The sequence below is a fragment of the Streptomyces sp. NPDC006335 genome (assembly GCF_040612795.1).
Classification (GTDB): domain Bacteria; phylum Actinomycetota; class Actinomycetes; order Streptomycetales; family Streptomycetaceae; genus Streptomyces.
Map to the genome: position 1 here is coordinate 78,403 of NZ_JBEXQX010000003.1, position 21,624 is coordinate 100,026.

The following is a 21,624-nucleotide window of genomic DNA, read 5'->3' on the forward strand; positions in this document are numbered from 1 at the left end:
GATGCAGCACGGCAAGTACCGGTTCATCGTGGGGTTCTTGGCGCTGCCCCTGGGACTGTACGCGCTATTCGTGATCTGGCCGTTCATCCAGTCCATCTACTACTCGTTCACGGACTGGACCGGTCTGAGCCCCGAATTCAAGATGGTCGGCCTGGACAACTACCGGAGGATGCTGGACGACGAGATCTTCTGGAAGTCCTTGCAGCACAGCTTGATCTTCGCGCTCGTGCTGCCGCTGCTGACGATCAGCCTGGCGTTGTTCTTCTCCTTCATGATCAATGTCGGCGGGCGGAAGAGAAGGGGAGGCCCGGTCGTCACCGGTGTCCGGGGCTCCTCCTTCTACAAGATCGTGTATTTCTTCCCGCAGGTCCTCTCGATCGCGATCGTCGCGCTGTTGTTCGCCTTCGCGTACAACCCGGACAGCGGTGCCATCAATTCGATCCTGCGCGGAATCGGCCTCGACAGCGTCCAGCCGCTGTGGCTGGGCGACCCGAGCCTCGCCCTGTGGGCCGTGATGGCGGTCCTCGTGTGGTCCACGGTCGGTTTCTTCGTGGTCCTGTTCAGCGCCGGCATGGCCTCCATCCCGGCGGATCTGTACGAGGCCGCGCTGCTCGACGGGGCCGGGCGGGCCAGCACGTTCTTCAGGATCACCCTGCCGCTGCTGTGGGACACCGTGCAGTCCGGGTGGGTCTACATGGGCATCCTGGCCCTCGGTGCCGAGTCGTTCGCGGTCGTGCAGATCATGACGACCGGGCCCGGCGGTCCCGACTACTCGACCACCGTCATGGTCCTGTACGTGTACCAGAAGGCGTTCCGTGACGGGCAGGCCGCCTACGCCACCACCATCGGTGTCGCCCTGCTCGTCGTCACGCTGGCGTTCGCCGCCCTGGTGATGCGCCTGGGCCGGCGCGAGCGGCTGGAGTACTGATCACATGAAGACGACCGAAACCCCCGTACCGGCCGAGTCCGGTGCTCCCGTCGCCAAGGTCGACCCCGTCGACCGGCCGCCCCGCAAGGAGAAGAAGGAGGGCGGCGTCCTCAACGTCTTCTCGCACGGCGTCCTGGTCCTCTGGGCGATCATGGTCGTGATGCCGCTGCTGTGGGCGGTGATGACGTCCTTCAAGGACGACAGCTCCATCTTCAACTCGCCCTGGGCGCTGCCGGACAAGCTGCACTTCGACAACTGGGCGCGGGCCTGGACCGACGCCAACATGAGCGACTACTTCCTCAACACCATTCTGGTGGTGGCGGGTTCGCTCATCGGCACCCTGGTCCTCGGCTCGATGGCGGCGTACGTGCTGGCCCGGTTCGACTTCCCGGGCAACCGGTTCATCTACTACCTGTTCATCGGCGGCATGAGCTTCCCGATCATGCTGGCGCTGGTCCCGTTGTTCTACGTCGTGAACAACATGGGCCTGCTGAACACCATCCACGGCCTGATCCTGGTCTACATCGCCTACTCGCTGCCGTTCACGGTGTTCTTCCTCACCGCGTTCTTCCGCACGCTGCCGACCTCGGTGGCGGAGGCGGCGTTCGTGGACGGGGCCTCGCACTCCAGGACGTTCTTCCAGATCATGCTGCCGATGGCCAAGCCCGGCCTGATCAGTGTGGGGATCTTCAACTTCCTGGGCCAGTGGAACCAGTACATGCTGCCGACCGTGCTCAACACCGACCCGGACAAGCGGGTGCTGACCCAGGGGCTGGTGCAACTCGCCGCCAGCCAGGGCTACAAGGGCGACTGGTCGGGCCTGTTCGCGGGCCTGGTCATGGCGATGATCCCGGTCCTCGCGGCCTACATCGTCTTCCAGCGGCAGGTGGTGGCCGGGCTGACCGCGGGCGCCCTGAAGTAGCCCCCGGGCCGCCCGCGCGGGCGTCACCCCTTCAAGATCCGGATCTTGAAGGGGCGGCGCCCCTTCGGCATGGGCGGGCACGCGGAAAGTGTTCAACCTCTTGACGGGAGGCGACCCGAACGGCTCAGCTTAGAGTTCACTAGTTGGACATAGACGGGGCCTCATCGATGCGGTCCCGCGCGCAGGAGGTCGTCGTGGAGACTCCGGGGTCGCAGTCGTCGCTGCACCGAGCCAACCTGGAGCGGGTCGTACGTGCCGTCCGGCTGGCCGGGTCGCTCACGCAGGCGGAGATCGCACGGACCACGGGACTGTCCGCCGCGACCGTCTCCAACATCGTGCGTGAGCTCAAGGACGGCGGAACCGTCGAGGTCACGCCCACATCGGCGGGTGGCAGGCGGGCCCGCGCGGTCTCCCTGAGCGGAGACGCCGGCATCGTCATAGGGGTGGACTTCGGGCACACCCATCTGCGCGTCGCGGTCGGGAACCTCGCCCACCAGGTGCTCGCCGAGGAGTCCGAGCCGCTGGACGTGGACGCCTCCGCGCCCCAGGGCTTCGACCGGGCGGAACAGCTCGTCACCCGGTTGATCGAGGCGACCGGCGTGGACCGCTCGAAGATCGCCGGGGTGGGCCTGGGCGTGCCCGGCCCGATCGACCTGGAATCCGGCTCCCTGGGCTCCTCCGCCATCCTGCCGGGCTGGATCGGCACCAAGCCGGCCGAGGAACTCCAGGGAAGGCTCGGCGTGCCCGTCCACGTGGACAACGACGCCAACCTGGGCGCCCTCGGTGAGCTGGTCTGGGGCAGTGGCCGGGGGGTGCGGGACCTGGCGTACATCAAGGTCGCGAGCGGTGTCGGCGCCGGTCTGGTGATCAGCGGCAAGATCTACCGGGGCCCGGGTGGCACAGCGGGAGAAATCGGGCATATTACTCTTGATGAGTCCGGCCCCGTCTGCCGTTGCGGCAACCGTGGCTGCCTGGAGACCTTCGCGGCCGCGCGCTATGTGCTGCCGCTGCTCCAGTCCAGTCACGGCACCGATCTCACCATGGAAGGCGTTGTTCGACTCGCACGGGACGGAGACCCTGGCTGCCGTCGGGTGATCGCCGACGTCGGCCGACACATCGGCAGTGGAGTCGCCAATCTCTGCAACTTGCTGAACCCGAGCCGAGTCGTCCTGGGCGGTGATCTCGCCGAGGCCGGTGAGCTGGTGCTCGGACCGATCCGGGAGTCCGTCGGCCGCTACGCGATCCCCAGTGCGGCACGTCAACTGTCCGTGCTTCCAGGGGCACTTGGAGGTCGCGCGGAGGTGCTCGGAGCACTCGCCCTCGCCCTCAGCGAGATGGGTGATTCGACCCTTTTGGACAGCACGCTGCACGCTGCGGCGCCTGCGTTCACTTAGAGAACGCACGACGTCGTTGCCATCTCGTTAAGTATTTACTTCTTGACGTCGCACGTGTGGCCGAGTTGACTTCCAGCCACCTCGGCCGCAACGACGCGGCCTCGTCAGGGAGGTTTCTCAAGTGAACACGCTCATGCGTCGTGTGGCCGTATCCGTCGCGATCTCGGCACTCGCCGTCTCCGCCGCGGCCTGTGGCAAGGCAGGCGACGACGACAACGCCGGCGACAGCAGCAGCTCGGGCACCGGCGGCAAGTCGATCGGCCTGCTCCTGCCCGACAACGTCACCGCGCGGTACGAGAAGTTCGACAAGCCGTACTTCGAGGCCAAGGTCAAGGAGCTGTGCGACGACTGCACCGTCTCCTACGCCAACGCCGCGGCCGACCCGGCCAAGCAGGCCCAGCAGATGAGCAGCATGGTGACCAAGGGCGTCAAGGTCATCGTGGTCTCCGCGCAGGACTCGGCCGCCATCAAGTCCTCCATCGCCTCCGCGGTGAGCAAGGGCGTCAAGGTCGTCGCGTACGACCGTCTGGCCCAGGGCCCGGTCTCCGCGTACGTCTCCTTCGACAACGTCAAGGTCGGCGAGCTCCAGGGCCAGGCCCTGCTCGACGCCCTCGGCTCCAAGGCGACCCCCAAGGCGAACGTCGTCATGATCAACGGTGACGACGCCGACCCGAACGCCGGCCAGTTCAAGGAGGGCGCGCACAAGGTCCTCGACGGCAAGGTCAAGATCGCCTACGAGCAGTCCGGCCTGTGGAAGGACACCGTCGCCGCGCAGAAGATGTCCGCGGCCATCACCCAGCTGGGCGCCAAGAACATCGCGGGCGTCTACGCCGCCAACGACGGCATGGCCGGTGGTATCGCCAACACCCTCAAGGGCGCGGGCATCAGCAACATCCCGCTGACCGGCCAGGACGCCGAGCTCGCCGCCATCCAGCGGATCGTCGCCGGCACCCAGTCCTCCACGGTCTACAAGGCCTACAAGCCGGAGGCCGACACCGCCGCCGAGCTCGCGGTCAACCTGCTCCAGGGCAAGGACATCAGCTCCCTCGCCGACACCGAGGTCACCAGCGGCTCCGGTGACAAGGTCAAGGCGAAGCTGCTGACCCCGGTCTCGGTGACCGTGAAGAACATCAAGGACACGGTCGTCAAGGACGGCCTGTACAAGGTCACCGACATCTGCACCGCGGACTACGCCGCCGCGTGCAAGAAGGCCGGCCTTCAGTAAGGCCCGCTGAGCCCGGGGCGCGTTCTTCGACGGACCCGCCCCGAGGCCGGCACCAAGCCTGTCCGGCGCCCGCACCGCCTTCATACCCCGCTGCGGGGCGGGCGCCGGACGGAAGCATGGCGGACGCAGCCGTTGCCAAGAGGCATCGGCCGCGCGCATGTTCGACTAGTAAATCCGTGCTTACGGCACAACTCGTCAGTCGAGAGCTACGAGCCTGAGTGTCCGAGAGCACAACCCCTCCGCGCCTTACCCCAAGCGCGGCATCCCCGCCGGTCAGGCGGCGAAGGAGATGGTTCACGTGTCCGCTACGCCCGTGCTGGCGTTGCGCGGAGTCTCCAAGCGATTCGGTGCGGTGCAGGCCCTCACCGATGTCGAACTGGAGGTCCACGCCGGAGAAGTGGTCGCCCTGGTCGGCGACAACGGCGCCGGAAAGTCCACGCTGGTCAAGACGATCGCCGGTGTCCACCCCATCGATGAGGGCGTCATCGAGTGGGACGGCAACCCGGTCAGCATCAACAAGCCGCACGACGCCCAGGGACTCGGCGTCGCGACGGTCTACCAGGACCTCGCCCTGTGCGACAACCTCGACGTGGTCGGCAACCTCTACCTCGGACGCGAGCTGCTGCACCGCGGCGTCATCGACGAGGTCACGATGGAGCAGAAGGCCCGCGAGCTGCTGAGCACGCTCTCCATCCGCATCCCGAGTGTGCGCATCCCGATCGCGAGTCTGTCCGGCGGTCAGCGCCAGGTCGTCGCCATCGCGCGCGCCCTGATCGGCGACCCCAAGGTCGTCATCCTGGACGAGCCCACCGCCGCCCTCGGTGTCGAGCAGACCGCACAGGTCCTCGACCTCGTCGAGCGGCTGCGCGAGCGCAACCTCGGCGTCATCCTCATCAGCCACAACATGGCCGACGTGAAGGCGGTCGCCGACACCGTCGCCGTGCTGCGTCTGGGCAGGAACAACGGCTCCTTCTCGGTGAAGGACACCAGTCAGGAAGAGATCATCTCCGCGATCACCGGTGCCACGGACAACGCCGTGACCCGTCGTGCGGGGCGTCGCAGCACGGAGGCCGCGAAGTGAGCGACACATCCAAGGTTTCCAAGGCGGACGCGGCGAAGGGGCAGCAGACCACCGTCGCCCCCGCCGACGACCCCACCGCCGCGCCGGTCGCCGTCGTCGACCCCCGGCTGCTGGTCCGCGAAGAGGGCTTCAAGGGCTACTGGACCGAGTTCACGCGCAAGGTCAAGGGCGGTGAGCTGGGCTCGCTGCCGGTCGTCGTCGGCCTGATCGTCATCTGGACGATCTTCCAGCTCCAGAACGACCGCTTCCTGAGCGCCGACAACCTCTCCAACATCAGCTACTACCTGTCGGCCACCGGCATGCTCGCCATCGGCCTGGTGTTCGTCCTGCTGCTCGGCGAGATCGACCTGTCGGTCGGTTCGGTCAGCGGTCTGGCGTCGACCCTGTTCGCGGTGTTCGTGGTCGAGCACGGCATGAACGCCTGGCTGTCGCTGGTCCTGGCGGTCATCACCGGTATCGCCGTCGGCGCGCTGCACGGCTGGTTCTTCGCCAGGATCGGTGTGCCGGCGTTCGTCGTCACCCTGGCCGGCTTCCTCGGCTGGAACGGTCTGATGCTGTGGCTGCTGGGCTCCAGCGGCACCATCAACATCCCGTCCGACTCCGGTCCGGTCCACCTGCTCGGCCAGAACTCGTTCTTCATGGACCAGGCCATCATCGGCGCCTACCTGCTGGCCGGTCTCGGTGTCGTCCTGACCCTCGTCGGCAACTTCGGTGAGCAGCGCCGCCGCAAGGCCGCGGGCGTGCCCTTCCGGCCGACCAGCGAGATCCTGATGCGCGTCGGCGCGCTCGCGGTGGCGTCCTTCGTCACGGCGGCGGTGCTGAACGACGCGGCCGGTGTCTCCAACGCGCTGGTGATCTTCCTCGCCGCGCTGGTGATCGTGGACTTCGTGCTGCGTCGTACGACGTACGGCCGCAAGGTCTTCGCGGTCGGCGGCGGCATCGAGGCGGCCCGTCGTGCCGGTATCAACGTGCCGATGATCCGGATCACCGTCTTCGCCATCTCCGGCGGCTTCGCGGCCGTCGGCGGTATGTTCTTCGCCGGTCAGACCGCCAGCGCCACGCTGAGCGCCGGTGGCGGCAACACGCTGATGCTCGCCATCGCGGCGGCCGTCATCGGTGGTACGTCGCTGTTCGGTGGACGCGGCTCGGTGTGGTCCGCGCTCCTCGGCATGCTGGTGATCCAGTCGATCCAGACGGGCCTGGACCTGCTGAACATGAACCAGTCCATCCAGTACATGATCACCGGTGGTGTTCTGCTGGGCGCGGTCGTCATCGACTCCGTGTCGCGCAAGTCTCAGAAGGCCGCGGGCCGCGGATAAGCCCTGCTCGGCCCAGCCAGGTCGCCCGGCACCCCAGAAGGTGCCGGGCGACTCGCATGTCGTGGAACATTAGACTCGACCCCGCCCGGCAAAGCTCGATCAGCTCTAAGCAAGGAGGCACGGGTGCCGCTGCTGACCCGTATCAGGGGACCGCGTGATCTGGACCGGCTCAGCCTTGAGGAGCTGGACCAGCTGGCGGAGGAGATCAGGAGCTTCCTCGTCGGCGCGGTCTCCAAGACCGGCGGCCACCTCGGCCCCAACCTCGGTGTGGTCGAGCTGACCATCGCACTGCACCGGGTCTTCGACTCGCCCAAGGACCGGGTGCTCTTCGACACCGGCCACCAGTCCTATGTGCACAAGCTGCTCACCGGCCGCCACGACTTCTCGAAGCTGCGCTCCAAGGGCGGCCTGTCCGGCTACCCCTCGCGCGCCGAGTCCGAGCACGACGTCATCGAGAACAGCCACGCCTCGACCGTCCTCGGCTGGGCGGACGGCCTCGCGAAGGCCAACCAGGTGCTGAAACGGGACGACCACGTCGTCGCCGTCATCGGTGACGGTGCCCTGACCGGCGGTATGGCCTGGGAGGCGCTGAACAACATCGCCGACGCCAGGGACCGTCCGCTCGTCATCGTCGTCAACGACAACGAGCGCTCCTACGCGCCGACCATCGGCGGCCTCGCCAACCACCTCGCGACCCTGCGCACCACCGACGGCTACGAGCGCTTCCTGGCCCGCGGCAAGGACCTCCTGGAGCGCACCCCGGTCGTCGGCCGCCCCCTCTACGAGACCCTGCACGGCGCCAAGAAGGGCCTCAAGGACTTCATCGCGCCCCAGGGCATGTTCGAGGACCTCGGCCTGAAGTACGTCGGCCCCATCGACGGCCACGACATCGAGGCGCTGGAGTCGGCGCTGGCCCGCGCCAAGCGGTTCGGCGGCCCGGTGATCGTGCACTGCCTCACCGAGAAGGGCCGCGGCTACGAGCCCGCCGAGCAGGACGAGGCCGACCGCTTCCACGGCATCGGCCCCATCCACCCCGACACCGGCCTGCCCATCAAGGCCTCCGCCGCGAGCTGGACCTCCGTCTTCGGCGACGAGATGGTCAAGCTCGGCCGGGAGCGCGAGGACATCGTCGCCATCACCGCGGCCATGCTCCAGCCGGTCGGCCTGAAGAAGTTCGCGGACACCTTCCCGGACCGCATCTACGACGTCGGCATCGCCGAGCAGCACGCCGCCGTGTCCGCGGCCGGCCTCGCGACCGGCGGCCTGCACCCCGTCTTCGCCGTCTACGCCACCTTCCTCAACCGCGCCTTCGACCAGGTCCTCATGGACGTCGCCCTGCACAAGTGCGGCGTGACCTTCGTGCTCGACCGGGCCGGCGTCACCGGCGACGACGGCGCCTCGCACAACGGCATGTGGGACATGTCGATGCTCCAGGTCGTCCCGACGCTCCGGCTCGCCGCCCCGCGCGACGCCGAGCAGCTGCGCGCCCAGCTCCGCGAGGCCGTCCAGGTCGACGACGCGCCGACCGTGCTGCGCTACTCCAAGGGCGTCGTCGGCCCCGCCGTACCCGCCGTGGGCACCGTCGGCTCCATGGACGTGCTGCGTGAGCCCGGCACGGACAGGCCCGACGTGCTCCTCGTCTCCATCGGCGCCCTCGCCCCCATGTGCCTGGAGATCGCCGCTCTGCTCGACAAGCAGGGCATCTCCACCACCGTCGTCGACCCGCGCTGGGTCAAGCCCGTCGACGAGGCCATGGCCCCGCTCGCCGAGCGGCACCGCGTGGTCGTCACCGTCGAGGACAACAGCCGGGTCGGCGGTGTCGGTTCGGCGATCGCCCAGGCCCTGCGCGACGCGGGCGTGGACGTCCCGTTGCGCGACTTCGGCATCCCGCCGCGCTTCCTCGACCACGCCTCCCGCGCCGAGATCATGGCGGAGATCGGGCTGACCGCGCCCGACATCGCCCGCCAGGTCACGGGCCTCGTCTCGAAGCTGGACGGCCGGTACGACAGCACCCCGGCCGAGGCGCAGCCCGCCCGCGACTGACAGGGGCTCGCCCGAACGGGCCGGTCACACCACTCTTGACAGTGGTGTGACCGGCCCGTTCGCGTGAATCCGGCCGCGCCGGGGCATACGACCTACGCCCCCTCTCGATCATGTCGAGGACGACACAGCGTGGGAGGTACCCGTGAGCAGCACCCTCTTCCGGACGAAGAAGGTCGAGCAGTCCATCCTCGATACCGAGGAACCAGAGCACGCGCTCAAGAAATCCTTGTCCGCGCTGGATCTGACCGTCTTCGGCGTCGGTGTCATCATCGGCACCGGCATCTTCGTCCTGACCGGCACCGTCGCCAAGAACAACGCCGGCCCGGCGGTCGCCCTGGCCTTCGTGGTGGCCGGCGTCGTCTGCGCGCTCGCCGCGCTCTGCTACGCCGAGTTCGCGTCCACCGTCCCGGTGGCCGGATCGGCGTACACCTTCTCGTACGCCTCCCTCGGTGAACTTCCCGCCTGGATCATCGGCTGGGACCTGGTCCTGGAGTTCGCGCTGGGCACGGCGGTGGTGTCGGTCGGCTGGTCCGGCTACATCGCCTCGCTGCTGGACAACGCGGGCTGGCATCTGCCGGCCGCGCTCGGCAGCCGCGACGGGGCCGACGGCTTCGGCTTCGACATCCTCGCCGCCGCGCTCGTCCTGGTGCTCACCGGCATCCTCGTGCTCGGCACCAAGCTCTCCGCGCGCGTGACCTCGATCGTCGTCGCCATCAAGGTGACGGTCGTCCTGACCGTGATCATCGCCGGCGCCTTCTTCGTCAAGGGCGACAACTACGACCCGTTCATTCCCAAGGCGCAGGACGTGCCGGCCGGTGACAGTCTCCAGTCGCCGCTGATCCAGCTCATGTTCGGCTGGGCGCCCTCCAACTTCGGCGTGATGGGCATCTTCACCGCGGCCTCCGTCGTCTTCTTCGCCTTCATCGGCTTCGACGTCGTCGCCACGGCCGCCGAGGAGACCAGGAACCCGCAGCGTGACATGCCCCGCGGCATCCTCGGCTCCTTGCTCATCTGCACGACCCTGTACGTGGCCGTGTCGATCGTCGTGACCGGCATGCAGAAGTACACGGACCTGTCCATCACGGCCCCGCTCGCGGACGCCTTCAAGGCCACCGGCCACCCCTGGTTCGCGGGCTTCATCAGCTTCGGCGCCGCGGTGGGCCTCACGACGGTGTGCATGATCCTGCTGCTGGGCCAGACCCGGGTCTTCTTCGCGATGAGCCGCGACGGACTGCTGCCCACGTTCTTCTCCCACGTGCACCCGAAGTTCCGGACCCCGCACCGCCCGACCATCCTGCTCGGCGTGATCATCGCGATCGTCGCCGGCTTCACGCCCCTGAGCGAACTCGCCGAACTGGTCAACATCGGCACCCTGTTCGCGTTCGTGGTCGTCGCCATCGGCGTGATCATCCTCCGCAAGTCCCGCCCCGACCTGCCCCGGGCCTTCCGCACCCCGTGGGTGCCGTTCATCCCGATCCTGTCGGTGGCGGCCTCGCTCTGGCTGATGCTCAACCTGCCGGCGGAGACCTGGCTGCGGTTCGCGATCTGGATGGTCCTCGGCTTCGCCGTGTACTTCCTCTACGGCCGTTCCCACAGCCGACTCGGCCGACGCGAGGAGACGGCGGCCGTCGGTAACACGGAGTAACACATACGTTCCGCCGCCCCGGCCCCGTATGTCCTGCCCAGCCAGGAGATACGGGGCCGGATAGCGTGCTCGCCATGTCCGCAGAGCTCCTGCTCCCGTCACCCTCCGTACCCGCTTCTCGTACGGCGTACTGGAGTCGGCTGCTGCCCCCGCTCGCGGCCCTGGCCTGCGTGACGAGGATCCCTTCCTTCTCCCGCCCCCTGTGGAACCCGGACGAGGGCTATCTCGCCGTCCAGGCACGGCTGCTGGCGCACGGCGGACAGCTCTACGAGACGGTCGTCGACCGCAAGCCGCCGTTCGTGCCGTGGCTGTACGAGGCCGCGTTCGCGGTGACGGGTTCCGGCACGCTGGCCGGCGTGCGGGTGCTGGCGGTCCTGGCCCAACTCCTCACCGCCGCCCTGCTGGCCTCCCTGGCCCGCTGCCGCTGGGGCGACGCGTCCGGCCGTACCGCCGGCGTCCTGTACCTGCTGATCTCCGTGGGACTCAACCCCGAGGACGCGCAGGCCGCGACCTTCGAGGTGTTCCTGCTGCCCTGCACGGCCGCCGCGATGTGGTGCGCGGACCGGCGGCGCTGGGGCGCGGCGGGAACGGCGGTCGCCTGCGCCTTCCTCACCAAGCAGACCGGCGGGGCGGTACTGCTGCCGGTGCTGGGGCTGTACGTGGCCTCGGGGGCGCGGCGTGAAGGAGTGCTGCGGCTGGCGGCGGGGGCCGTGCTGCCGGTGCTGGGCGCTGCGCTGGCCACGGACCCGGCGGGCTTCGTGTTCTGGACGGTGACGGGCTCGGGCGCGTACGCGACCCTGACCGGCTCCGAACTCCACGTTCTGTCAAGGGCGTTGGTCAACACCGGGATTGTCACGGTGGCCTGCGCGGGTCTGGTCCCACCTGTCGTACGGGCCCGGCGCGCACCGACGGCCGACCTGTGGCTGTGGCTGCTCGCGTCGGCGGGAGGCGTGGTGCTCGGCCTCCACTTCTTCGGCCACTACTACCTCCCCCTCCTCCCGCCGGTCGCGCTCCTGGCCACGGCGGCACTGCACGCCCTGCCGTACGACCGTACGGTCACGGCGGTGCTCACGTCGGCCTGCGCGTGCGCGCTGTTCCTGACGTGGGGCGCGCTGGCCCCTCGCCCTGACCTCGACCACGCCCGCCGTGTCGCACAGGCGGTGTCGTCCCGCACGGCGCCGGGCGATCCGGTCCTGCTCTGGGGGATACACCCGGAGACGTACTGGCTGGCTGACCGTGCCCCCGCCACCCGCTATCTGACGGCGGGTCTCCTCACCAACTACAGCGGCGGCCGCGACGGCGGGCGGGTGGGGGAGAGGTACGCAGTGAGGGGTGCGTGGAGGGTGTTCCGGCGCGAAGCGGTCTCGGCGGTCCTGGTGGTGGACGACTCCCGGGGCAAGCCGTACGCACCGGAACGGGTGCGGGGCCTCCGGCGGTTGCTGGCGGGGTACGAGGAGGTGGGGACGGTGGACGGGGCGGTGCTGTGGGTGAGACGGGGGTAGGGGGCGTCGCGTTGCGTCGTCGGGTGCGGGTGCGTCGTGGCTGGTCGCGCAGTTCCCCGCGCCCCTGAGGTACGTGCACTGGGCCCACCTTCAGGGGCGCTCAGGGGCGAACCGTCCGCGGTCCCGCCACCTCCGCCCCCAACTCCCCGACCCTGCGCCGCAGTTCCCGGTCCGCCGTCACCACCAGCACCGGCCGCTCGCCCGCCCCCGCGACCAGCTCCACCATGTGGTCGTCACCGCTCCCGGTAGCCGACTCCACGCGCACCCCCGGCACGGAGGACACCCCCCGAGCCGCCCCCTCCACCACCAGCACGATCTCCACGGGACCGTCCCGCCCGGGCACCCCGTCCACCGCCAGCCGGTCCCGCAGCCGTTCCGCCGCCCCGCGTCGGTCCCGCCACCATCCGTCCGGCACCGACCCGACGACATTCGCGGCATCCACGACGACCAGCAGCACGTCACTCATGCCCCCAGCGTCCCACGCCCGGCCCACCCGAGGACGGCGCCGACCGCCCGATTAGAGTGGGCCCGTGTCAATGGTCCGTACAGTGAACGGCGACTGGCTCATCCGCGCCCGCGACGGCCGACTCGGCGTCTACGCCACCCGTGACGAAGCCGTGTGGTGCCGGGCGGAACACCACCCGGGCAGCGACACCTGGTTGCCCTGGCGCAGGGTCGGCGGCGACCAGCGCCTGCACCCAGGACTCGCCGTCGGACACGGCGCGGACGGCTACGCGCATCTCGTCTCCTGGCGGCCCACCAAGGCGCAGGAGGCGGGCCTGGTCCACTCCACGCACTTCCGCGTCCACCTCGCCGCCCTCGACTGGGCCCCGGTCGGTCACCCCGACAAGGCCGGCGCGCGCACCGGCGTACCCGCCGTGGCCGTCGACGCGGAGGGCCGCGCCCATGTCTTCGTCCGCGACCGCGGCGACGGCGTGCGCGCCCTCGTCCAGAAGGAACGCGGCGGCTGGAACGCCTGGGCCGACCTCGGGGGGACCGACGTGCACGAGCAACTCGCCGCGGTGACGGGGGAGTCGGGCCGGGTCGAGCTGTATGGCAGCAGCCCGGCGGGCATCCTGCGCTGGCTCCAGGCGCAGGCGGGGGCACCTCCCGTCCAGGCCGACCCGTTGCCGGTGCGCGTCGAGCCGGGCACGCTCAGCGCGCTGCCCACCTCCAAGGAACACACCACCCTGTTCTTCGCGGACCCCGAGGGCATGCTCCACGCCTGGCGTGCGGACACCGAGCCCACCCCGCTGCTCGCGGCGGCGGGGCCGGGCCCGGCGGCCCTGCTGCGCTGCACCCTGGAGGGCCACGACTGCACGGTCCTCGCGCAGCGTTCGGCCTCCGGCCGGGTCGCCTTCGCCGCCTGTCCGACCGAGCAGGAGTCGGCGGGGCTGTGGTGGACGGAGTCCGGGCCCGGGTTGCCGGCGGACACGGCCGTGGCCCTCGCCGAGGACGCGGACGGCCGTGTCGTCGCCGCGACGGTGACCCCGGACGGGGAGCTGCGGATCGCCCGGCAGAAGGACGAGCCGGGACTGGCGCTGGCGGCCTGGCGGGAGGTCTGAGCACCCCCTGACCCGAACGTCCAAGCCTCGCACACCTGTGCGTAGTCCGTGATGGAATGGTGATCCAATCCGGTACGGACAAGGGGGATCCCCATGGCAGTGGGACGAAGACTGTTCCTCGGCGCGTTCACGGCGGGGGCCGTGACCGTGGCCGCCGACGGCACGGAGGCGGTGGCGGTGGGGGACTACACCGACTACACGGCGCCCGCCCAGTTCTGGACCCGGTCGACGACCGCGCACGCGGTCACCGCCGTCATGGCGGCCACCTCCGGGGCGGGCGCCGCGCTCAACGTGGCCTCGCAGAACCCGCAGACCTCGGCCCTGAACGTCACCGGCGTGGAGACCGCACGCGGCACGGTGAAGATCACCCACGACGGTTACGCCGACGGCTCGGACGCCGACGGCTCCGCCCTGTCCATCGACCTCCAGACGCACGGCGTCACGGACCAGAGCGGCGGCACCGCGGCCCAGGGCATCTTCGTCACCGCCACCACCGGGGCGACCAAGGGCGCCCTGCTGGTCCTGCGCAACAACAAGGGGCTGGACGACCTGGTCGTCAAGGGCAGCGGCCGGGTGGGCATCGGCGTCCGCCGGGGCGACACCCCGCAGGCGCAGCTCCATGTCGTCCAGGTGGCCCAGGACGCCGCGTCCGCGATCCTCGCCGAGGGCGCCGTACGGCTCGCGGACGTCACGGCCGCGCCGAGCAACGCGCCCGCGGCACTGGGCGGCGGCTCCCTGTACGCCCGGGACGGCGCCCTGTACTGGAAGGGCGGCAGCGGCAAGGTCACGCTGCTGGCCCCGGCGTAGGGGGAGCGCCATGGAACTGACCCCCGAACAGCTCGTCGCCGAGTTCCAGGACGCCGTCATGGAGCTCTACTTCGCCCGCAAGCGCATCGCCCGCCTGGAGGCCGAGAACGCCGACCTCACGGCCCGGCTGGCCGCCGCCGAGGCGGAATGAGAAGAGGGCCTCCGCCGCGGCGGAGGCCCTCTTCACGGCCGTACGGGAGGTGCTTACGCCGGAACCGACGCCACGCCCGGAGCCAGGAACTTCTTGCCGTTCACGCGCTCGGAGACACCCTCGCGGTCCAGGTACGGCGTGATGCCGCCCAGGTGGAAGGGCCAGCCGGCGCCCGTGATCAGGCAGAGGTCGATGTCCTGCGCCTCGGCGACGACACCCTCGTCGAGCATGAGCCCGATCTCCTGGGCGACGGCGTCCAGGACGCGCTCGCGGACCTGCTCCTCGGACAGGACGACATCGCCCTGCTTGAGGAGCGCGGCGACCTCCGGGTCCAGCTCCGGCTTGCCGGAGTCGTAGACGTAGAAGCCGCGCTTGCCCGCCTTGACGACGGCCGCGAGGTTCGGGGAGACCGTGAAGCGGTCCGGGAAGGCCCGGTTGAGGGTCTCCGAGACGTGCAGACCGATCGCGGGACCGACCAGCTCCAGGAGGACCAGCGGGGACATCGGCAGGCCCAGGGGCTCCACCGCCTTCTCCGCCACGGCCACCGGGGTGCCCTCGTCGATGACGTTCTGGATCTCGCCCATGAAGCGGGTGAGGATGCGGTTCACGACGAACGCCGGGGCGTCCTTGACCAGCACCGCGGTCTTCTTCAGCTTCTTGGCCACCGCGAAAGCGGTCGCCAGCGAGGCGTCGTCGGTCTGCTCACCGCGGACGATCTCCAGGAGCGGGAGGATCGCGACCGGGTTGAAGAAGTGGAAGCCCACGACCCGCTCGGGGTTCTTGAGCTTCGACGCCATCTCCGAGACGGAGAGCGAGGAGGTGTTGGTGGCGAGGATCGCGTGCGCCGGGGCGACCGCCTCGACCTCCGCGAACACCTGCTGCTTGACGCCGATCTCCTCGAAGACGGCCTCGATGATGAAGTCGGCGTCGGAGAAGCCCTCCGCCTTGTCCAGCACACCGGTGACCAGGGCCTTGAGGCGGTTGGCCTTGTCCTGGTTGATACGGCCCTTGCCGAGCAGCTTCTCGATCTCGGCGTGGACGTAGCCCACACCCTTGTCGACGCGCTCCTGGTCGATGTCGGTCAGCACGACCGGCACCTCCAGGCGACGCAGGAAGAGCAGTGCGAGCTGGGAGGCCATCAGACCGGCGCCGACGACACCGACCTTGGTGACCGGACGGGCCAGGTTCTTGTCCGGGGCGCCCGCGGGACGCTTGCCGCGCTTCTGCACCAGGTTGAACGCGTAGATGCCGGAGCGCAGTTCGCCGCCCATGATCAGGTCGGCGAGGGCCTGGTCCTCGGCGTCGTAGCCCTGCTGGAGGTCGCCGTTCTTGGCGGCCTCGATGATGTCGAGAGCGCGGTAGGCGGCCGGAGCGGCCCCGTGCACCTTGGAGTCCGCGATGAAACGGCCCTTGGCGACGGCCTGGTCCCAGGCCTCACCGCGGTCGATCGCCGGGCGCTCGATGACGATCTCGCCCTTGAGGACGGACGCCGTCCACAGCAGGGACTGCTCCAGGAAGTCCGCGCCCTCGAACAAAGCGTCGGCGATGCCCAGTTCGTAGACCTGGGCGCCCTTGAGCTGCTTGTTCTGGTTGAGGGAGTTCTCGATGATGACCGAGACGGCCTTCTCGGCGCCGATCAGGTTCGGCAGCAGGGTGCAGCCGCCCCAGCCGGGAACCAGACCGAGGAAGACCTCGGGGAGCGAGAAGGCGGGCAGGGCCGCGGACACCGTGCGGTAGGTGCAGTGCAGACCGACCTCGACGCCACCGCCCATGGCCGCGCCGTTGTAGTACGCGAAGGTCGGCACCGCGATGCCCGCGAGGCGCTTGAAGACCTCGTGGCCGCCCTTGCCGATGGCCAGCGCGTCCTTGTGCTCCTTGAGGAGCTCGACGCCCTTGAGGTCGGCGCCGACCGCGAAGATGAACGGCTTGCCGGTGATGCCGACACCGACGATCTCGCCGGCCGACGCCTCCTTCTCGACCTGGTCGATGGCGGTGTTCAGGTTCGCCAGCGACGCCGGGCCGAAGGTGGTCGGCTTGGTGTGGTCGAAGCCGTTGTCCAGCGTGATGAGCGCGAAGCGCCCCGCGTTGAACGGCAGGTCCAGGTGGCGTACGTGCGCCTGGGTGACGACCTCGTCCGGGAACAGCTCGGCCGCACCCTTCAAGAGCTCAGTGGTGCTCACTTGCTGCCTCCGGCGTCCTTGTGGTTCGGGTTCTCCCAGATGACCGTCGCGCCCATGCCGAAGCCGACGCACATGGTGGTCAGGCCGTAGCGGACCTCGGGCTGCTCCTCGAACTGACGGGCCAGCTGCGTCATCAGACGCACACCCGAGGAGGCCAGCGGGTGACCGAAGGCGATCGCGCCGCCGTACTGGTTGACGCGCTCGTCGTCGTCCGCGATGCCGTAGTGCTCCAGGAAGGCCAGGACCTGGACCGCGAAGGCCTCGTTGATCTCGAACAGGCCGATGTCGGAGATCGACAGCCCCGCCTGGGCGAGCGCCTTCTCCGTGGCCGGGATCGGGCCGTAGCCCATGACCTCCGGCTCGACACCCGCGAAGGAGTACGAGACCAGGCGCATCTTCACCGGCAGGTCGTTCTCGCGGGCGAAGTCCTCGGAGGCGATGAGGGAGGCGGTGGCGCCGTCGTTCAGACCGGCCGCGTTACCGGCGGTGACCCGGCCGTGGACGCGGAACGGCGTCTTCAGCCCGGACAGGTTCTCCAGGGTCGTGCCCGGACGCATCGGCTCGTCGGCGGTCACGAGGCCCCAGCCGGTCTCACCGGCCTCCGGGTTGGTGCGGCGCACCGAGATCGGGACCAGGTCGGCCTGGATCTTGCCGTTGGCGTACGCCTTGGCGGCCTTCTCCTGGGAGCGCACGGCGTACTCGTCGGCGCGCTGCTTGGTGATCGTCGGGTACCGGTCGTGCAGGTTCTCGGCGGTCATGCCCATGAACAGGGCGGACTCGTCGACCAGCTTCTCGGAGACGAAGCGCGGGTTCGGGTCCACGCCCTCGCCCATGGGGTGGCGGCCCATGTGCTCGACACCGCCGGCGATGGCGATGTCGTACGCCCCGAAGGCGACCGAACCGGCCACGGTGGTGACGGCGGTCAGCGCACCGGCACACATGCGGTCGATGGAGTAACCGGGTACCGACTGCGGGAGACCGGCGAGGATCCCGGCGGTACGGCCGATGGTGAGCCCCTGGTCACCGATCTGCGTGGTCGCGGCGATGGCGACCTCGTCGATCTTCTTGGGGTCGAGACCCGGGTTGCGGCGCAGCAGCTCCCGGATCGCCTTCACGACGAGGTCGTCGGCACGGGTCTCGTGGTAGATGCCCTTCGGGCCCGCCTTGCCGAACGGGGTGCGGACGCCGTCGACGAAGACGACGTCCCTGACGGTACGAGGCACGATGGCTCTCCTCCAGATGCGGGATCTGCACTGCCGCGCTGCGCTGAGCGCGCGCTCAGGACCCATGCTACTTATCAGTAACGTGACTGCACACCCCTGGAGGCGGGAGCGGCGAAGGTCACACCGCGGGAGGCGCCGTGGAACCCCGCGGTGTCAGTACCGGAGTGGGCACGGGGTGCGAGCCGGGCCCCTCGCCGGTGATTACTCCGAACAGGGTCCGAGCCGCCTCGGCACCGAATCCGTGCACGTCATGGCTCATCGCGGAGAGCGTGGGGTGGGTGAGCCGGCACAGCTGGGAGTCGTCCCAGGCGAGCAGGGAGACATCGCGCGGGACGTGCAGCCCCATCTCCGCCGCCACCGACAGCCCGGCCACCGCCATGATGTCGTTGTCGTAGACGATCGCCGTCGGCCGGTCCGCCGGCGGGGCGGTCAGCAGGGACCGGGTGGCCCGTCCGCCGGCCTCCCCCGAGTAGTCGGTGGTCACCTGCCAGGCCCCCGCGAGGCCGAGCCCGCGCGCCGCGTCGTCGAACGCCGCCGTCCGCATCGCCGTGTGCCCGAGCGCCGCCGCACCGCCCACCCGGGCGATCCGCCGGTGCCCCAGCGCCGCCAGATACCGCACGGCCTCCGTCACGGCCGTAGCGTCGTCGGTCCACAGGGAGGTGAGACCGCCGGTCAACGACGGATGCCCTACGGCCACCACCGGCATCCCCAGCCGTTCGGCGGCCGCGACGCGCGGATCGTCGTCCCGGAAGTCGACCAGGATCGACCCCCCGACCTGCCGTCCCCGCCACCACGACTCCTGGAGCCCGACCTCCTCCTCCACGGTCCGCACGAGGCGCAGCAGCAGCGAGCAGTTCCGCTCGATCAGCACGCTCTCCACGCCCGACACGAACTCCATGTAGAAGGGTTCGAGCCCCAGCAGCCGGGCCGGCCGACAGATCGCGAGCCCCACGACGTCCACCCGTGACCCGGCCAGCGTCCGTGCCGTGAGGTTCGGTGCCCAGCCCAGCTCCCGCGCGGCCCGGAAGATCCGGTCCCGCGTCGCCTCCGACAGCCCCGGCTTGTGGTTGAAGGCGAGCGACACGGCCCCCTTGGACACCCCGGCGCGCGCGGCGACGTCCTTGATGGTGACGCGCGAGGCCGGCTGGGCTGTCATCGGCTGGGCTCCAGGCAGTACAGGGCGGACCGGGCGGCAACCGCGTCAGGAGTCTCCCAGCCGCTGACCCCGATGGTCACCCGCTCCCCGGGCAACAACGTCACCAGCCCGCGATCGGCCCGCGCCCCCGGCTCCAACCGGTCGGCCTGGAGCAGCAGATCCCGCACGAGGGTGCGGGCCGTCACGGTCACGGCCCCGGGGGCGACGGAGACGTCGAACTCGGGCCGGGGGTAGGGGACTTCCCGGTCGGGTGAGGGAAAGTGCACGCTCCGCAGTCCGTCCGCGTCCGCCACCAAGAACTCCTTCGCCCCCACCGGCACCACCTCGGCCGGTACCGCCACCTCAGCGACCGCCCGCCGGTCCGCGCGGAAGGGCACCTCGATCTCGCCGATCACCTCGCCGTCCACCGACATCCGCCGTAGCCGCAGCACCCCCGCCCACGGCTCACCCGCCTGGTTGACGACCGCCAACACCGGGCCCTGTGCCCGCACCTGAACCGTCAGCAACCGATCCGCGTACAGCCGCCGCAGCTCGTGGTAGAGCGGCTTCTCCCGTCCGTCCCCGTCCACCGCCGCCCAACTCGTCACCGGCCAGCAGTCGTTGAGCTGCCACACCACCGTCCCCGCACACACCGGCCAGTGCGACCGCCAGTGCTCGATCCCGGTGGCCACCGCCCGCGCCTGGTTGACCTGCATGAGGTAGTGCCAGCGGTCGAAGTCCCCTTCGGGAAACACGAAATGGCGTTCCAGACCCCGCCGCAGCTTGCCGTTGCCGTCGTCCGCCTTCTGGTGGTGCAGCACCCCGGGGGAGTCCGCCGCGAGCTCCTCCCCGGGCAGCGCACGCGCGAGCGTGGCGTACGCGGGCGGCGCCTGCCAGCCGAACTCGGCCACGAACCGCGGGACGTCGTCGCGGTACGCGGCGTAGTCGAGACGGTTCCACACCTCCCACGAGTGGTGGGTCCCGTGCGCGGGATCGTTGGGATGCCGCTCACACGACCCCGACCAGGGACTGCCCGCCGTGTACGGGCGCGTGGGATCCAACTCGGCCACCACCCGCGGCAGTACGCCCAGGTAGTACCCCTCACCCCAGGAGTCCCCGGCGAGCCGCGCCTCCCAGCCCCAGTCCCGAAACCCCCACAGGTTCTCGTTGTTGCCGTTCCACAGCACGAGCGAGGGATGCGGCATCAGCCGTACGACGTTCTCCCGGGCCTCCGCCTCCACCTCGCCCCTGAGCGGCTGCTCCTCCGGGTAGGCCGCGCACGCGAACGGGAAGTCCTGCCACACCAGCAGCCCCAACTCGTCGCAGGCGTCGTAGAAGTCCTCGCTCTCGTAGATCCCCCCGCCCCAGATCCGCACCAGGTCCACCCCGGCCCCGGCGGCCTGCTCCAGCCGCTCCCGGTACCGCTCACGGGTGATCCGGGAGGGGAACACGTCGTCCGGGATCCAGTTCACGCCGCGCGCGAAGAGCCGCTCGCCGTTCAACACGAGCGTGAACCCCGTGCCGTGCTCGTCGGCCGACCGGTCCAGCTCGACGGTCCGGAAGCCGACCCGGCGCCGCCACACGTCCAACGGCCGGTCCTCGTGCAGCAGCGTCAACTCGACGTCGTACAAAGGCTGTTCACCGTACCCGCGCGGCCACCACAGCCGTGCGTCCGGCACCTCCAGCCGTACGGTCCCCGAGGTCCCGTCGATCGCGGCGCGGGCCCGTACCCCGCCCACGGAGGCCTCCACCGCCAGCGGCGCCTCGACCCTGGTCCGTTCCACCTCCACCGCCAACTCGACGACCCCCACGCCCTGTTCGACGGTGACGAGCGGTCGCACCCGGGCGATCCGGGCCGTCGACCACCGCTCAAGGCGCACCGGCCGCCAGATCCCGGCCGTCACCAGCGTGGGCCCCCAGTCCCAGCCGAACGAGCAGGCCATCTTGCGGACGTACTGGTAGGGCTCGGCGTACGCGGCGGGCCGCTCGCCCAGTTTCCCGCGCACCGCCTCGGCCTCGGCGTAGGCGGAGACGAACCGCACGGCGAGCCGCCCGGACATGCCGGTCACGTCGAAGCGGTACGAGCGGTGCATGTTCCGTGTCCGGCCCAGCGGTTGGCCGTCGAGGAGGATTTCGGCCACGGTGTCCAGACCGTCGAAGACGAGGTCGGTCTGCTCGTGCCCGTTCGTGGGCGCCAGGTCGGTCTCGTAGGTCCACTCCCGCCGCCCCACCCACGCGACCTCGGTCTCGTTGCGCCCGAGAAAGGGATCCGGGATCACCCCCGCCGCCAGCAGGTCGGTGTGCACGCAGCCCGGCACGACGGCCGACAGCGCGCCCCCCTCGTGCCGCAGGATCCATCCGTCGGTGAGTGGTGTGGCCTGAAGCATGTACGCACTCCTAAACCGATCAAGTCCGGGCGCTCGAAAGTCTTTCGGCATCGTTGGCGAGATAGGGACTTTACCGGTTAAGAAAACGTTGTCAGAGTTCCGAATCAGCCAACCCGC

At 69.9% G+C, this 21,624-nt stretch carries 17 protein-coding genes; 12 read left to right on the forward strand and 5 right to left on the reverse strand.

Annotated elements, in window-relative coordinates:
- Position 1: 1 nt before the first annotated feature.
- The 9 genes from ABZ098_RS11170 to ABZ098_RS11210 all read left to right on the forward strand — a co-directional run bounded on the left by ABZ098_RS11170 (position 2) and on the right by ABZ098_RS11210 (position 12,059).
- Positions 2 to 928, forward strand: coding sequence for a sugar ABC transporter permease (locus ABZ098_RS11170; protein WP_356589532.1), 927 nt, complete (start codon positions 2 to 4; stop codon positions 926 to 928).
- A gap of 4 nt (positions 929 to 932) precedes the next feature.
- Positions 933 to 1,850, forward strand: coding sequence for a carbohydrate ABC transporter permease (locus tag ABZ098_RS11175; protein ID WP_356589534.1), 918 nt, complete (start codon positions 933 to 935; stop codon positions 1,848 to 1,850).
- 194 nt (positions 1,851 to 2,044) lie between these two features.
- Positions 2,045 to 3,244, forward strand: coding sequence for an ROK family transcriptional regulator (locus ABZ098_RS11180; protein ID WP_356589536.1), 1,200 nt, complete (start codon positions 2,045 to 2,047; stop codon positions 3,242 to 3,244).
- A gap of 133 nt (positions 3,245 to 3,377) precedes the next feature.
- Complete coding sequence (locus ABZ098_RS11185) at positions 3,378 to 4,469, forward strand: substrate-binding domain-containing protein (RefSeq protein ID WP_356590494.1); 1,092 nt, start codon at positions 3,378 to 3,380, stop codon at positions 4,467 to 4,469.
- A gap of 289 nt (positions 4,470 to 4,758) precedes the next feature.
- Positions 4,759 to 5,550 carry an ATP-binding cassette domain-containing protein gene (locus ABZ098_RS11190; protein WP_356589538.1) on the forward strand — a complete coding sequence of 264 codons (792 nt, stop codon included), beginning with the start codon at positions 4,759 to 4,761 and terminating at the stop codon, positions 5,548 to 5,550.
- The gene (locus tag ABZ098_RS11195; RefSeq protein ID WP_356589540.1) at positions 5,547 to 6,869 is read left to right on the forward strand and encodes a sugar ABC transporter permease; all 1,323 of its coding nucleotides are present in this window, start codon (positions 5,547 to 5,549) and stop codon (positions 6,867 to 6,869) included. Before ABZ098_RS11190 ends, ABZ098_RS11195 begins: the two co-directional genes overlap by 4 nt.
- 123 nt (positions 6,870 to 6,992) lie before the next feature.
- Entirely contained in the window at positions 6,993 to 8,912 is a 1,920-nt protein-coding gene (dxs, locus tag ABZ098_RS11200; RefSeq protein ID WP_356589542.1) for a 1-deoxy-D-xylulose-5-phosphate synthase, read from the forward strand.
- Positions 8,913 to 9,054: 142 nt separating this feature from the next.
- Positions 9,055 to 10,557: an amino acid permease gene (locus ABZ098_RS11205; protein WP_356589544.1), complete on the forward strand. Its 1,503-nt coding sequence runs from the start codon at positions 9,055 to 9,057 to the stop codon at positions 10,555 to 10,557.
- A gap of 74 nt (positions 10,558 to 10,631) precedes the next feature.
- Positions 10,632 to 12,059: a glycosyltransferase family 39 protein gene (locus ABZ098_RS11210; protein WP_356589546.1), complete on the forward strand. Its 1,428-nt coding sequence runs from the start codon at positions 10,632 to 10,634 to the stop codon at positions 12,057 to 12,059.
- Positions 12,060 to 12,159: 100 nt separating this feature from the next.
- On the opposite strand, the gene ABZ098_RS11215 is transcribed toward ABZ098_RS11210, so the two are convergent.
- The gene (locus tag ABZ098_RS11215; RefSeq protein ID WP_356589548.1) at positions 12,160 to 12,525 is read right to left on the reverse strand and encodes an NTP pyrophosphohydrolase; all 366 of its coding nucleotides are present in this window, start codon (positions 12,523 to 12,525) and stop codon (positions 12,160 to 12,162) included.
- Between the two features lie 70 nt (positions 12,526 to 12,595).
- Between ABZ098_RS11215 and ABZ098_RS11220 the strand changes: the two genes are divergently transcribed.
- The 3 genes from ABZ098_RS11220 to ABZ098_RS11230 all read left to right on the forward strand — a co-directional run bounded on the left by ABZ098_RS11220 (position 12,596) and on the right by ABZ098_RS11230 (position 14,582).
- Positions 12,596 to 13,624, forward strand: coding sequence for a hypothetical protein (locus tag ABZ098_RS11220; protein ID WP_356590496.1), 1,029 nt, complete (start codon positions 12,596 to 12,598; stop codon positions 13,622 to 13,624).
- A gap of 93 nt (positions 13,625 to 13,717) precedes the next feature.
- Positions 13,718 to 14,431, forward strand: a complete 714-nt coding sequence (locus ABZ098_RS11225) for a hyaluronoglucosaminidase (protein ID WP_356589550.1) — start codon at positions 13,718 to 13,720, stop codon at positions 14,429 to 14,431.
- 10 nt (positions 14,432 to 14,441) lie between these two features.
- Positions 14,442 to 14,582, forward strand: a complete 141-nt coding sequence (locus tag ABZ098_RS11230; RefSeq protein WP_356589552.1) for a hypothetical protein — start codon at positions 14,442 to 14,444, stop codon at positions 14,580 to 14,582.
- A gap of 53 nt (positions 14,583 to 14,635) precedes the next feature.
- Here the strand turns inward: ABZ098_RS11230 and ABZ098_RS11235 are convergent, their stop codons facing one another.
- From ABZ098_RS11235 to ABZ098_RS11250, 4 genes are all read right to left on the reverse strand, one after another.
- Positions 14,636 to 16,762 carry a 3-hydroxyacyl-CoA dehydrogenase NAD-binding domain-containing protein gene (locus ABZ098_RS11235; RefSeq protein WP_351990577.1) on the reverse strand — a complete coding sequence of 709 codons (2,127 nt, stop codon included), beginning with the start codon at positions 16,760 to 16,762 and terminating at the stop codon, positions 14,636 to 14,638.
- Positions 16,759 to 17,985, reverse strand: coding sequence for an acetyl-CoA C-acyltransferase (locus tag ABZ098_RS11240; protein ID WP_053852149.1), 1,227 nt, complete (start codon positions 17,983 to 17,985; stop codon positions 16,759 to 16,761). The genes ABZ098_RS11235 and ABZ098_RS11240 overlap by 4 nt, the downstream gene beginning before the upstream one ends.
- 118 nt (positions 17,986 to 18,103) lie before the next feature.
- The gene (locus ABZ098_RS11245; RefSeq protein WP_356589554.1) at positions 18,104 to 19,141 is read right to left on the reverse strand and encodes a LacI family DNA-binding transcriptional regulator; all 1,038 of its coding nucleotides are present in this window, start codon (positions 19,139 to 19,141) and stop codon (positions 18,104 to 18,106) included.
- Positions 19,138 to 21,507, reverse strand: coding sequence for a glycoside hydrolase family 2 protein (locus tag ABZ098_RS11250; protein ID WP_356589556.1), 2,370 nt, complete (start codon positions 21,505 to 21,507; stop codon positions 19,138 to 19,140). Before ABZ098_RS11250 ends, ABZ098_RS11245 begins: the two co-directional genes overlap by 4 nt.
- Positions 21,508 to 21,624: the final 117 nt, after the last annotated feature.